This window comes from Marinobacter sp., from assembly GCF_048259445.1.
Taxonomy (GTDB): Bacteria; Pseudomonadota; Gammaproteobacteria; order Pseudomonadales; family Oleiphilaceae; genus Marinobacter.
Genome location: NZ_JBLXHQ010000002.1, coordinates 55,512 through 68,874, shown reverse-complemented (window position 1 = coordinate 68,874; position 13,363 = coordinate 55,512). Strand labels below are relative to the sequence as shown.

General features: G+C 54.9%; 13 protein-coding genes. 4 read left to right on the top strand and 9 right to left on the bottom strand.

Going from position 1 to position 13,363, the window contains the following annotated elements; all coding sequences use genetic code 11:
• Window positions 1-215 precede the first annotated feature (215 nt).
• Together ACN0RL_RS01735 and ACN0RL_RS01730 are read left to right on the top strand one after the other, a co-directional pair.
• Window positions 216-1,712, top strand: coding sequence for a type VI secretion system PAAR protein (locus ACN0RL_RS01735; RefSeq protein WP_417513062.1), 1,497 nt, complete (start codon window positions 216-218; stop codon window positions 1,710-1,712).
• Window positions 1,702-2,091, top strand: a complete 390-nt coding sequence (locus ACN0RL_RS01730) for a hypothetical protein (RefSeq protein WP_417513060.1) — start codon at window positions 1,702-1,704, stop codon at window positions 2,089-2,091. Before ACN0RL_RS01735 ends, ACN0RL_RS01730 begins: the two co-directional genes overlap by 11 nt.
• 99 nt (window positions 2,092-2,190) lie before the next feature.
• Here the strand turns inward: ACN0RL_RS01730 and ACN0RL_RS01725 are convergent, their stop codons facing one another.
• The 9 genes from ACN0RL_RS01725 to ACN0RL_RS01685 all read right to left on the bottom strand — a co-directional run bounded on the left by ACN0RL_RS01725 (window position 2,191) and on the right by ACN0RL_RS01685 (window position 10,053).
• Window positions 2,191-2,556 carry a type II toxin-antitoxin system VapC family toxin gene (locus ACN0RL_RS01725; protein WP_417513058.1) on the bottom strand — a complete coding sequence of 122 codons (366 nt, stop codon included), beginning with the start codon at window positions 2,554-2,556 and terminating at the stop codon, window positions 2,191-2,193.
• Window positions 2,553-2,759 (bottom strand): type II toxin-antitoxin system VapB family antitoxin, encoded by a 207-nt coding sequence (locus ACN0RL_RS01720; protein WP_417513056.1) that lies wholly within the window; start codon window positions 2,757-2,759, stop codon window positions 2,553-2,555. Before ACN0RL_RS01720 ends, ACN0RL_RS01725 begins: the two co-directional genes overlap by 4 nt.
• Window positions 2,760-2,962: 203 nt before the next feature.
• A complete protein-coding gene (locus ACN0RL_RS01715) occupies window positions 2,963-3,709 on the bottom strand; it encodes an amino acid ABC transporter ATP-binding protein (protein ID WP_417513054.1) in 747 nt (248 codons plus the stop codon).
• A gap of 13 nt (window positions 3,710-3,722) precedes the next feature.
• On the bottom strand, window positions 3,723-4,394 hold the full coding sequence (locus ACN0RL_RS01710; RefSeq protein ID WP_417513052.1) for an amino acid ABC transporter permease: 672 nt from the start codon (window positions 4,392-4,394) through the stop codon (window positions 3,723-3,725).
• 94 nt (window positions 4,395-4,488) lie between these two features.
• On the bottom strand, window positions 4,489-5,247 hold the full coding sequence (locus ACN0RL_RS01705) for a transporter substrate-binding domain-containing protein (RefSeq protein WP_417513050.1): 759 nt from the start codon (window positions 5,245-5,247) through the stop codon (window positions 4,489-4,491).
• 173 nt (window positions 5,248-5,420) lie between these two features.
• Window positions 5,421-6,290: a methylenetetrahydrofolate reductase [NAD(P)H] gene (gene metF / locus ACN0RL_RS01700; RefSeq protein WP_417513048.1), complete on the bottom strand. Its 870-nt coding sequence runs from the start codon at window positions 6,288-6,290 to the stop codon at window positions 5,421-5,423.
• A 13-nt stretch (window positions 6,291-6,303) separates the two neighbouring features.
• Window positions 6,304-7,677, bottom strand: coding sequence for an adenosylhomocysteinase (gene ahcY, locus ACN0RL_RS01695; RefSeq protein ID WP_417513046.1), 1,374 nt, complete (start codon window positions 7,675-7,677; stop codon window positions 6,304-6,306).
• 62 nt (window positions 7,678-7,739) lie between these two features.
• On the bottom strand, window positions 7,740-8,930 hold the full coding sequence (metK, locus tag ACN0RL_RS01690) for a methionine adenosyltransferase (protein WP_417513044.1): 1,191 nt from the start codon (window positions 8,928-8,930) through the stop codon (window positions 7,740-7,742).
• Between the two features lie 118 nt (window positions 8,931-9,048).
• On the bottom strand, window positions 9,049-10,053 hold the full coding sequence (locus ACN0RL_RS01685; RefSeq protein ID WP_417513446.1) for a metalloregulator ArsR/SmtB family transcription factor: 1,005 nt from the start codon (window positions 10,051-10,053) through the stop codon (window positions 9,049-9,051).
• 258 nt (window positions 10,054-10,311) lie between these two features.
• Here ACN0RL_RS01685 and tkt point away from each other — a divergent pair, with 258 nt between their 5' ends.
• Window positions 10,312-12,312, top strand: a complete 2,001-nt coding sequence (gene tkt / locus ACN0RL_RS01680; RefSeq protein ID WP_417513042.1) for a transketolase — start codon at window positions 10,312-10,314, stop codon at window positions 12,310-12,312.
• Entirely contained in the window at window positions 12,312-13,343 is a 1,032-nt protein-coding gene (locus ACN0RL_RS01675) for a type I glyceraldehyde-3-phosphate dehydrogenase (protein ID WP_417513040.1), read from the top strand. The genes tkt and ACN0RL_RS01675 overlap by 1 nt, the downstream gene beginning before the upstream one ends.
• Window positions 13,344-13,363 lie beyond the last annotated feature (20 nt).

Genomic DNA, 13,363 nt, shown 5'->3' with positions numbered 1-13,363 from the left:
TGATGAAAAAGATTGGCTGTTAACCTATTTTGATAATACAGTTAACAGCGGTGACTGGCTACTGTGATGCCGGGCACAGCCAGACCACTGAGGTTTTGCCTGGTTTGGCCTCTGCGCGTCTTCGGTATAAGATGCTTTCTCATACCGACAGAGCCTGGCTGGCTCGAAGATGTGCGGTTTGGTTTCAAGGAAGAACACGACGCAAAGGATGCGACATGAGTAAAGCAGTAGTGCTTCTCGGAGACCTGGGCTCCGATCACGAAGGTTTCCCGCCTACGCCGGTGATTGCCGGCTCCCCCGATGTACTGATTGATGGCAAGCCTGTAGCCCGCGTGGGCGATCCTTTGGCGCCTCACTCCAAACCCAAGCATTCTTCGCACCCACGAGTGATTGCAGCCGGTTCTGGCACCGTGATGATTAATGGCGTACCGGCCGCAGTGACTGGTAGCGCGATTTCCTGTGGGGGTGTGACAATTGGTTCGGGGTCTGTAGTTATTGGTGATACGCATTCGCCGGTGGCGTTTTCGGGAATGTCGCCGATGGCATCACCTGCCAGCAGTGCTTCTGCAGTTGGACAGGCTTCGTCCAGGCAGGAGCAAACATCTGCTGCCGAAACGCAGGAAGCTCTTAGCCAGCCAGCGGCGCTTCAGCAACCACCAGTCTCTCTTGCGAGCTTGAGTTCCGTCGAGGACGCTTCAGGCGAGCCTGTAGAAAAGCTGGATCAGACGTTGAGCGGACCGGGATTCCACGTTGCTCGTCAGCCCCTGAGCAAAAACGAATTACTCACGTTGCTCTATGGCGATGCGTCAGCCAAACCGGATAACTTCGAGCGCCTGAATCCAGGCTTGGGAAGCCGAGCATTGCCCGGCGAAATGATTGTGATCGCAGATCCGAACAGCTTGGAGTGCACCAGTAAAGAAAACGACCTGATGCAGGTAGCCCAACAGGTCAATCAGCAAGTCCGGCAGCTCAGCGAGCATGAAGCGCAGTTCGTTGTCGACCACTACGACCTGCTGGAAATGATGACATCTAATGCCGCAACGGGGCTTGGCGTTGGGGCCACCATGATTGTCCAGCAGATCAAAAGTATTAACGCTACGTTGAAGGAGCTGGAAGCTCTCCATCAGGATACCTTCCGGAAGCATGGAACACTTAGCCACCCGGAGTTTTTTGAGCGACGGCAACGACTGTTTACCAAGCTGGATTTTGCGCTTGGTAAAGTGGCAAGGAAAGGGATGTCGCTGGATGATAATGCGAAACTCAAGCGGGCATTGGGGTTATCTTCCAAGAGCATTGTTCATGAGTGGAAGGCTTCGGGAGTTGGCGGGATTCCGGGTTATGGAACGCATTATGCGAAGCTGGCAAATGCTGCGAAATATGCACAGGGCGCTGGTTATGTGGCTCTTGGGCTTGACTATTGGGCTATGGATCAGAGGCTTGAGCAGGTTTGTACATTTGGAAGCCAAGAGCAATGTGAAGTCGCTAGATATCAAGAGTATGGACGTTTTTCAGGGAGTGCACTCGGGGGCGCGTTAGGGTCCACCGCAGCAATCAGCTGTGGCTTGCTTGGTGTAGCTTCTGCGGGGATAGGAGGTGTCGCCTGCGTGATTATTGTGGGTGGAATTGGCTCGGCGGTTGGTGGACAGTTAGGCGGGACGGCCGGGAGAAACGCCGGTAATTTGATGAGGAAGGTCGTTACTGATGGAGAATAGCGCAGTTACCTTTTGGGAGTATGCATTGATGATATCGCTGCCAATGGGACTGCTCTCCGTGATATTTATTGTAACGATTGCGTTCCCCAAAATTGCCGATGTGGAATTGCGAATTGGAACGGCAGGAAAGCTGATTGATTCTGTAAGAACATCTTTCGGCGGTGGACCTATTGGGCGATGGATGCGGTCGCTTCATGTGTTTGCTTTTTTTGCGTATAGGAGAATCCCGAAATATGGTTCAAAGCTCTCTGCACGCTACGGTGATGAATTCGAGCCACTTCCATTGAGCCTCAAGTTGTGGGCGACTTTGCCGCACATTGTATTCTTGCTTTCCGGCATTGTGTTTTTTTCGGTTGGCCTTTCTGTGAATTTTGAATGACGAAATCCGAGCTTGCCATACCTACAAAGCGGCGGCGAATTTTGTACAGGGGTTTTGATTATTCATCAATGACAGGTCGTCGATTCAGCCATTTCTGACTCAAAAGCTCACATCAAATCGTAACGCCAAGCTTGCCAGTCGTTTGTCAAAGGTCCACAGCCGGGCATCGGGTGTGATCAGTGTGGACGCCAACAGCGCGATATCTATCAAGCCACAGCCGAGGCCGTAGAGTTTTTCCCGCTCAATCAACTCTCTGATTTCGTCCAGGCTTGCCTGCGTCGCCGGCTGAAGCAAACTGATATCACCCAAGGTTTGTTTACGTGGCGCAGGTGGTGTGCCGCAGGCGAGTTCGGCGACCACCATCGGATGGGTTAGTGCTCTGTCAGAAAGCAATAGATTGGTGAGCGCCGTGTTGTGATTGCGGAAATGATCCACCCAAACTGATGTATCAACCAGTACATTCATTGCGCTGGGGCGTCCTCATGGCGGCGGGGGATTGTCTCCATGTCGGGGGTAGAGCCACCCAACGCTGCCAAGCGCTTGGCAGCGCGGACTCTTACAAACGTTTTGATTGCTTCCCGAAAGAGTTCCGCCTTATCCATGGCTGGATCAGCCATGTCCAGTGCTTGTTGGTATAGCTCTTCGTCGATTGTCACGGTGGTGCGCATGCCTTCTCCTGATTTCTATTTTGATGACGAGCTGCATCTTTTATAGCATCAAAAGGCGGTGTGATCAATAAATCGCCAAGTGCCGCGTCCTCGACGTCGCGCTCTGTCTGGCAGGTATAGGGCGTGAAAAACAAAGCCCCTGTGAGCTATATAAGTTCACAGGGGCTCGGTTAAGGCAACGGCATGCAAAGCCCGTTAAGCTGTCAGTGTGCCAGCACCCGCGAGAGAAACGCCTGAGTGCGTTCATTTTGAGGGTTGTCGAACACGTCGTCCGGTTTGCCTTGTTCCACAATCTGGCCTTCGTGGATGTAGATTACCCTGTCGGCCACTTCACGGGCGAAGCCCATTTCGTGGGTGACGACCATCATTGTCATGCCTTCTTTTGCCAGTTCACGCATTACGTCGAGCACTTCACCGATCATTTCCGGATCCAGCGCCGAGGTGGGTTCATCGAACAGCATCAGGCGCGGTTCCATGGCCAATGCACGGGCAATGGCAACGCGTTGCTGTTGGCCGCCGGAGAGATGGCTGGGGTATTTGTCGGCCTGGCTGCCGATACCTACTCGTTCCAGAAGGCGTTCAGCGGTGGCGTTCGCAACCGTTTGCGGTGTGTTTTTGACTTTCTGGGGCGCCAGCATGATGTTCTTTTTCACCGTAAGGTGAGGGAACAGGTTGAACTGCTGGAACACCATGCCCACTTCTTTTCGGATTTCCGAGAGGGCTTGCTGGTTGCCGCCTTTCGGTGCCAGAGCCTGACCTTCTACTTCCAAGTGCCCGGATTCGAATTCCTCCAGGCCATTCACGCAGCGGATCAGGGTCGATTTACCGGAACCACTGGCGCCGATAATAACCACCACTTCGCCCTGTTCTACGGATAAATCGATATCTTTAAGGACATGCAGTTTGCCGAAGTACTTGTTCATGCCCTTCATTTTTACAATATGAGTCATGGGTCAGGTTCCTTCAGACAGAGGCCAGTCCGCGCCGCTCAACAAGGCGGAGAATCAGGGACAGTGAGAGGGTGATGGCCAGGTACATAATCGCGACCACAAAATACACCTCAAAGGCGGTGAAGGTGCTGGCGATGTAAACCTGGCCCTGACGCACGAGTTCGCCGACGCCAATGACCGAGAACAGGGAGGTGTCCTTGATACTGACAATAGCCTGGTTACCAAGTGGCGGAATCATGCGCCGGAAGGCCTGCGGCCAAATGATGGACCAGAATGTCTGATTGCGAGAGAGACCTAATGAAAGCCCGGCTTCTGCCTGGCCCTTGTCGATGGACTGAACGCCGCCACGTACCACTTCGGAGATGTAAGCGCCCGAGTTCAGCGCAATCGCGGCGATACCCGCGGTAAGAGGATCGATAGGGCCGCCAATCAGATCAGGCAGGCCGTAAAAAATAAACAGAACCTGAACGAGAATTGGGGTGCCACGGAAGATTTCGATATAGGCCGTTGCGGGCCATTTCAGAAACCATTGTTTGTTGATGCTCAGCAGACCAAAAATGATGCCCAAAGCGAAACCGATCATCAGGCCGCCAAATGAGATCATCAGGGTGTAGGGAATCCCCTTGATCAGGAAGGGGATAGAGTCGATGGCTGCTTGCCAGTCAAATTGGAACTGGGATTCCACAGTGTGCGTCTCCGCAGGAGTTGGGGTCAGAAGTCGCCGGGGCAAATAGCCCCGGCGCTACAAAAAAGAAAGGACCTGGCGGCCCTCTCAGCCTTTACATGCCATCAGGCATCGGGCCAAACCACTTTTCGTAGATGGTTTTGTAGGTTCCATCTTCTTTCATTGCGGCGAGGGCTTCGTTCACCTCGTCAACCCACTCGCTGCCGTTTTTAAGCGCGATGCCGTACTGCTGGCCTTCGTAAAGTTTGCCAACGGTTTTGACTTTGCCTTCACCCTTGGTGCGGGCGAAGTAGCCAACGTTCGGAGCATCGTAGAACACGGCGTCTACTGCACCGGACATCAGAGCCATATACATATCCGAGCTGCCCGGATACGGGGTTACACCGTCGTTTTCATCAAGGTTTTTCTTGAGGAAATCGTAACTGGTGCTGCCAATCTTGGAACCGATCTTCAGGCCCTCAAGGTTGGATAGTTCGGTAACGTCATCGTTGTTGTTGCGGACCAGAATTCGCAGACCGGAATCATAGTACGGGTCGGAAAAATCAACGATCTTTTCACGCTCTTCGGTAATGGTGATGCCGGCAATGGCAATATCGACGTTGCCAGTTTGCAGGGCCGGTATAATGCCGTTGAAGTCCATGGTGTTAAGCTTGTAATCAAAGCCTGCGCGCTGAGCGACTTCGGCAATGATTTCCATGTCGAACCCGATCATTTCACCGGTTTCCTGGTCCAGCATCTCGAAGGGAACAAAGCTGGGGTCTGTCGCCACCCGCAGAGTTTCAGCGCTGACGGTTCCGGCAGCTACGGTGAGTGCCAGGCCGGTGCCCAGTGTTTTCAGCCATTTCGTGCTCATGCTTTCTCCTTTTCTTTCTTATGAAGCTCCGTTTGCCCGGTAAGGCAAGCCGGGGAATTCACTGCTGATGACCGTGATCCCCGAGGAGCATTAGTGGAACTGCATCACGTACACTTTAGACTATTACTCGGGAGCGCACACAAAATCAAATGCTTGGCTCCCGGAGCGTCGCATTAGAATGCGATTTTTTCACGATCGCTGATACCGAGATTTTTCCAGATACTGATACTAGGCTCAGCTTGGTTCAGGGTATAGAAGTGCAACCCCGGAGCCCCGGCTTTCAACAGCTTTTCACACATATCCGTGACTACTTCTTCGCCGAACTTGCGGATGCTTGCGGTGTCGTCGCCATAAGCTTCAAGCTGCTTGCGAATCCAGCGCGGTATTTCCGCACCGCACATGTCGGAGAACCGCACCAGGCTGGAGAAGTTCACGATGGGCATGATGCCAGGCACCACCGGAATGGTTACTCCAAGCTTTTCCAGCCGGTCGATGAAGTAAAAGTAGCTCTCCGGATTAAAGAAGTACTGGGTAATGGCGCTATTGGCACCAGCCTCCACTTTACGGGCGAAGTTTTTCAGATCTTCTTCAGCGTTGCGGGCCTGCGGGTGAAACTCGGGGTAGGCCGCCACTTCCAGGTTGAAGTGATCGCCACTGTGTTCACGGATGAACGCAACCAGCTCGTTGGCGTAACGCATCTCACCCGATGCGCCCATGCCTGAGGGCATGTCACCCCGAAGGGCGACAATGCGGTTGATGCCATTCTCTTTATACACATCCAGCAGCTCTGCAATCTCCGCCCGCGTACCACCGACGCAGGAGAGGTGTGGTGCTGTGGAAATGCCCTGCTGGTGCAGGTTGAGCACGGTTTCAATAGTGCGATCCCGGGTGGAACCGCCCGCACCGAAGGTGACCGAGAAAAAATCCGGATTTACCTCGGCAAGCTGATCGCGCACCACCTGGAGCTTTTCCTTGCCCTGGTCGGTCTTGGGCGGGAAAAACTCGAAGCTGAAGCGGCGTTTGAACTGTTTCTGGGATTGCATCTTGTTTTTCCGATCAGTACTTGTAGCTTTCTGGCTTGTACGGGCCTTCGACCGGTACTCCAATGTATTGCGCCTGCTCCGGAGTCATCTTGGTGATCACGCCACCAAAACCTTCTACCATGGCACGGGCAACTTCCTCATCCAGGTGCTTCGGCAGAACCTGAACATACACACCCTTGGCGCGTGCATCCTCCGGCAGGTCTGCAAATTTGCGCTCAAACAGATACATCTGTGCCAGAACCTGGTTAGCAAAGGAGCCGTCCATAATCCGTGACGGGTGACCAGTGGCGTTGCCCAGGTTCACCAGACGGCCTTCGGAGAGCAGGATCAGGTGGTCGTTGGTGGCCTTGTCACGATAGATCACGTGAACCTGGGGCTTGACTTCGTCCCATTCCCAGTTCTTGCGCATAAAGGCGGTATCGATTTCGTTGTCGAAGTGGCCGATGTTGCAAACAACAGCACCGTTCTTTAGCGCCTTGAGCATGTGTGCGTCACACACGTTCATGTTGCCGGTGGTGGTGACCAGTATGTCGGTGTTCTGCAGCAGGGCGCGGTCTACACCTGCTTCGGTGCCGGTGTTCACGCCATTGATGTATGGGGAGACCACTTCAAAACCGTCCATGCAGGCCTGCATGGCGCAGATGGGATCAGCTTCAGTGACTTTTACAATCATGCCTTCCTGGCGCAGGGAAGCTGCAGAGCCTTTGCCCACATCGCCGTAGCCAATTACCAGCGCTTTTTTGCCGGACATCAGGTGGTCGGTTCCACGCTTGATGGCATCGTTAAGGCTGTGGCGGCAACCGTATTTGTTGTCGTTCTTTGCCTTGGTTACGGCATCGTTTACGTTGATGGCCGGAACTTTCAACGCGCCATCGCGCAACATTTCCTGCAGACGGTGCACGCCGGTGGTGGTTTCTTCGGTAACGCCGTGGCAGTTGGCCAATACTTCCGGATACTTTTCATGGAGCAGGGCGGTGAGGTCGCCGCCGTCGTCCAGGATCATGTTGGGTTCCCAGCCTTCTACGTCTGCGCCTACGGTGCGTTCGAGGCACCAGTCGTATTCTTCGTCGGTTTCGCCTTTCCAGGCAAATACCGGGATGTTCTTGGCTGCGATAGCGGCGGCAGCCTGATCCTGTGTGGAAAAGATGTTACAGGATGACCAGCGTACGTTGGCGCCCAGTTCGATCAGAGTTTCGATCAGAACGGCGGTCTGAATAGTCATGTGGATGCAGCCCATAATATTGGCGCCTTTCAGCGGCTGCTCTGCTTTGTATTTCTCGCGCAGTGCCATCAGGGCGGGCATTTCGCCTTCGGCGATGTTGATTTCTTTGCGGCCCCAGCCTGCCAGGTCGATATCGCGTACTTTGAAATCTTCGAAGTTGCTCATTCCGGTGTTCTCCGTTCAGTTCTGTTTAAGCGTTTGAAGTCATCAATACGCCCGAAAAATATTTAGATACCAGCAGCGTCTTTAAGCGCGGCTGCACGGTCAGTCTTTTCCCACGGGAACGTGGTGAAAGTGTCGCCGCCAACAGTTATCTCTTGTGGCTCGCGACCAAAGTGGCCGTAGGCCGCCGTTGCCCGGTACATCGGGTGCAGCAGGTCGAGCATGTTGGTGATCGCATAGGGACGCAGGTCGAAGTGCTGACGCACCAGCTCGACGATCTTCTGATCGCTGATCTTGCCGGTGCCGAATGTGTTCACCGAGATGGAGGTAGGCTGTGCTACCCCGATCGCGTAAGAGACCTGAATCTCGCACTTGTCGGCCAGGCCGGCAGCAACAATGTTTTTGGCAACGTAACGGCCAGCGTAGGCAGCCGAGCGGTCAACCTTTGAGGGGTCTTTGCCGGAGAAGGCGCCGCCGCCGTGGCGCGCCATGCCGCCGTATGTGTCGACAATGATTTTGCGGCCAGTAAGGCCGCAGTCGCCAACCGGTCCGCCGATAACGAATTTACCGGTGGGGTTGATGTGGTATTGCGTGCCTTTGTGCAGAAGCTCAGCCGGCAATACGTTTTTCACCACCAGTTCCATGATCGCTTCCTGCAGATCTGCCTGCGAAACGTCTGGATCGTGCTGGGTGGAGAGTACAACAGCGTCGATACCGACAACCTTGCCATCCTCATAGCGGCAGGTTACCTGGCTCTTCGCGTCCGGGCGCAACCACGGCAGAATGCCGTTTTTGCGAGCTTCGGCCTGGCGCTCTACCAGACGGTGGGCAAAGGTAATCGGCGCGGGCATCAGTACTTCGGTTTCGTTGCTGGCGTAACCGAACATCAGGCCCTGGTCACCGGCGCCCTGGTCTTCCGGTTTCTGGCGGTCAACGCCCTGGGCAATATCTACCGACTGTTTACCGATGATGTTGATAATGCCGCAGGTGTCGCCGTCAAAGCCGACATCCGAAGAGGTGTAACCAATATCTTTGATCACGCCGCGTACCAGGTCTTCCAGATCTACCCAGGCGCTGGTTGTTACTTCACCACCTACAATGGCTACACCGGTTTTCACCATGGTTTCGCAGGCTACCCGGGCGTGTGGGTCGCTCGTCAGAATGGAGTCCAGAACGGCGTCGGAGATCTGGTCAGCCAGTTTATCCGGATGGCCTTCGGAAACCGATTCGGAGGTGAAGATGCTGTAGTCAGACATAGGTTTGCTCCTCTGTGAGCGTTTTGAAATCGTGTCGGTTATCGTGTAGGTGTTAATACTTACTTCAATATCAAATATTTTTGATATGCCCTGCAAGGGCCGGCATATCAGGGTTTGGTCATCTCAGCGGCAACTGGGTTTTCCAGAATTCTCTAACCTGAATCTGGAACCCGTTACGTAAACCGATAAACAGTTGCTCTCCTGCCTTCAGGCCGGCTGCCACCGCCCAGGCGGTCAGCTCTTCCGGTTCGAAGCCAAGCCAGAGATCGCCGCAGTTGTCTTTTGCCCAGTTCTGGTCGTGCCTGCACAGGTCGCTGACAACCAGGCAGCCGCCGTTGTTCATCAGCGCCGCAGCATCCAGAAAAATGTCCGCCGGGCTAGGTACGTGGTGCAACACCATATTGGCCACAACAAGGTCAAACGCATCGCCCCGGGCCAGCAATGTGTCGGTTATTCCTTCTATCAGATCAACATTGTTAAGACGCTCGTCAATGCAGGTACGCGTTGCCTTGGCGAGCATGTCCCTGCTGTTATCCAGCGCCACAACGTGTTCGCACAACTCCGACAGCACCGGCAGAAAGCCGCCTTCGCCCGGGCCAATTTCCAGCGCGGTTTGCCATTGGCGTTTGCGGGAGCGCTTACGAATCATGTCTGCCACGGGCGCCGCATACAGATCGAATGCGGCAATCAGTTCCTGCTGCTCCCGGAACTGCTCTGAGTGCCGGGAAAAAAATGCCTGTGACTGGTCCGCGCGCTGGTTGCGGATGGATTCAATTTTTTCCTGCAGTTGTATGGGCAAAGGTGCGCGGTCAACTGCTTCAAAAATCTGGCGAATGGTCAGGTCGGTTGGCTTGTCATTGTCCAGGTGCAGAGGACGACGATAAAAAATCGCATTACCTTCACGCTGCGGCTCTACCAGCCCGGCCTTATGCATCACCTTCAGGTGATGGCTCATGCCGGATTGGCGCATATCGAACAGCTGGCTCAGTTCCAGTACACCGAATGTATCGCGGCGCAGCACACGCAATATTTCCAGGCGCAACGGGTCGCCGCTTGCCTTGAAGATCGGGGCAAGGACATCCACGGAGGATATTTGGTTAGCGTGTGCATTGAAGCTTGTCATGGTTGCGGAGTGTAAGTGGGTTGAGGTGTTCAATCAATAGCCATATCAAAGTTTTTTGATATAGATTTATCATTCTTTGAAATCAATCTCTTTCGGGAATCACCGACAGGATATTCACACAGAAGCTGCATGCCGATTTGCCCCGGCACACCCTAATCGGCGAAAATACGCGCCATATTTTTGATCGGCTTTTTTTGGCCCCGTTGAAAGCGCTGGATTACCTTCCTAATTCCTTGAAAAGACACTGGAGAAACGTCAATGCCCTCTCGTAAAGATCTCGCCAACGCCGTTCGCGCGCTGAGCATGGATGCGGTTCAGAAAGCCAAATCCGGCCACCCGGGTGCGCCCATGGGCATGGCGGACATCGCCGAGGTGCTGTGGAATGAATACCTGAGCCACAACCCGGCCAACCCGCAGTGGGCCAACCGCGACCGTTTTGTGCTTTCCAATGGCCACGGTTCCATGCTGCAGTATTCATTGCTTCACCTGAGCGGTTATGACGTTTCCATTGATGACATCAAGAACTTCCGCCAGCTGCATTCAAAAACCCCGGGCCACCCTGAATACGGTTACACTCCGGGTGTAGAAACCACCACAGGCCCGCTGGGGCAGGGTCTGGCAAACGCCGTTGGTTTTGCACTGGCCGAGAAAACTCTGGCGGCGCAGTTCAATCGTCCCGGGCATAAGGTTGTTGACCACTACACCTATACCTTTGTAGGCGATGGCTGCCTGATGGAAGGTATTTCCCACGAAGTTGCCTCGTTGGCTGGCACCCAGGGCCTGGGCAAGCTGATCTGTATCTACGACGACAATGGCATCTCCATTGATGGCAAGGTAGACGGCTGGTTTACTGATAACACCCCGCAGCGTTTTGCTGCCTATGGTTGGCAGGTGCTTGCCGGTGTTGACGGCCACGATGCCGGCGCCATCAGCTCTGCGCTGGAAGTGGCTCGCACTACCACCGACAGGCCAACGCTGATCTGCTGCAAAACCGTGATTGGTTTTGGCTCACCCAACAAGCAGGGCAGTGAGTCTTCCCACGGCGCACCTCTGGGCGACGATGAAATTGCATTGACCCGCGAAGCGCTGGGTTGGGAACATGGTCCGTTCGAGATTCCGGCCGACATCTACAAGGCCTGGGATGCCAAGGAGAAAGGTGCGCAAGCCGAAAGCGCCTGGAACGAAACCTTTGCCGCCTATGAAAAAGCCGAGCCTGAACTGGCCGCCGAGCTGAAGCGCCGCATGGCCGGTGACCTGCCTGCCGACTTCTCCGAAAAAGCCCAGGCTTACATTCAGGAGTGTCAGGACAAAAGCGAGACCATTGCCAGCCGCAAGGCATCCCAGAACAGCCTGAACAGCTACGGCCCGATGCTGCCGGAATTGCTCGGCGGTTCTGCCGACCTGGCCGGTTCCAACCTGACCGTCTGGGGCGGCTGCAACACCGTCACCAAAGAAGACGCCAGCGGCAATTACATCAATTATGGTGTGCGCGAATTCGGTATGGCCGCCATCATGAACGGCATCGCCCTTCACGGCGGTTTCGTGCCCTATGGCGCGACCTTCCTGATCTTCATGGAATACTGCCGCAACGCCGTGCGCATGGCCGCACTGATGAAGCAGCGCGCCATTTATGTGTTTACTCACGATTCAATTGGCCTTGGCGAAGACGGCCCGACGCACCAGCCGGTCGAACAGCTTGCCAGCTTGCGCACCACGCCGAACATGAGCACCTGGCGCCCGGCCGACGCAGTGGAATCTGCGGTGGCCTGGAAAGCCGCCCTGGAGCGCACAGATGGCCCGAGTGCCTTGATCTTCTCCCGTCAGAATTTGCCGGCTCAGGTGCGTGATGCACAGCAATTGGCCGATGTTGCCAAAGGTGGCTACGTGCTGACCGACAGCGAAGGCACTCCAGACCTTATCCTGATTGCAACCGGCTCTGAAGTTGGCCTGGCTCAGGACACTGCCGCCAAACTGCGGGAGCAGGGCAAGAAAGTGCGCGTTGTTTCTATGCCGTCTACCGACGTATTCGATGCCCAGAGCGCCGAGTACAAGCAGCAGGTGTTGCCGCTGGAAGTCACCAACCGCATTGCTGTCGAAGCGGCGATTGCTGATTACTGGTACAAGTACGTCGGCCTCGACGGTCGCGTTGTGGGCATGACCACCTTCGGTGAATCGGCACCAGCCGGCGAACTGTTCAAAGAGTTTGGCTTTACCGTCGAGAACGTTCTCGAAGTGGCTGCGGAACTGCTGGGCGCCTGATGACAGCCTCCGCGCCTTTTCGTATTGCCATCAACGGGTACGGCCGTATTGGCCAGTGTGTGTTGCGTGCTCTGTACGAAAACGGTTTTCGCGATCACCTGCAGGTGGTCGCGATTAACGAGCTTTCTGATATCGACACGATTGCACATCTGACCCGTTACGACTCCACCCACGGCCGGTTCTCCGGAAGCATTGCGGTGGAGGGGCAGGACCTGATCATCAACGGCGACCCTGTTCGGGTGCTGCGCCATGCAGACCCCGCAGAGCTGCCGTGGAAAGAGCTGGATATTGATCTGGTACTGGAGTGCTCCGGCGCCTACTCAGACAGAGCGACGGCGGAGCTGCATCTTCAGGCCGGAGCCAAAAGGTTGCTGTTTTCCCAGCCAGCGGAATCTGATGTCGACCGCACCGTGGTTTACGGTATTAACGAAGCAGAAATCACAGAAACAGACAGGATAGTGGCGGCAGGTTCCTGCACCACCAATTGCCTGGTGCCTGTGATTTGCGTACTCGATAGAGCTTTTGGCGTAGAGCAGGGCAGTACTACCACTATCCATGCCGCCATGAATGACCAGCCGGTGATTGATGCCTACCACCAACAGGATCTTCGCCTTACTCGCAGTGCACTCCATAACATAGTGCCGGTAGATACCGGGCTGGCGCGGGGCGTTGAAAGGCTGTTACCTCATATGGAGGGTCGCTTCAGTTCTGTGGCTCTGCGGGTGCCCACCATGAACGTGTCCGCTATCGATATGGTGTTCAACGTGCGAAAAGACACGGATGTGCTGGCGGTAAACCGGGTGCTTAAAGAAGCAGCAGGCGGCCCGTTAAAGGGTATCCTCGGTTATACCGACGAATTGCTGGCCAGCTCCGACTTCAATCACGATTCCCATTCCGGCGTAGTAGACGGCGGCCAGACCCGGGTAACCCGGGGCACCATGGTGAAAGTTCTGTGCTGGTTTGATAACGAATGGGGCTTTGCGAACCGGATGCTGGATGTAAGCCAGAGCTGGCTGCGGCAAGTGGGCTAGCTCCGAACCCCGAACTCTTT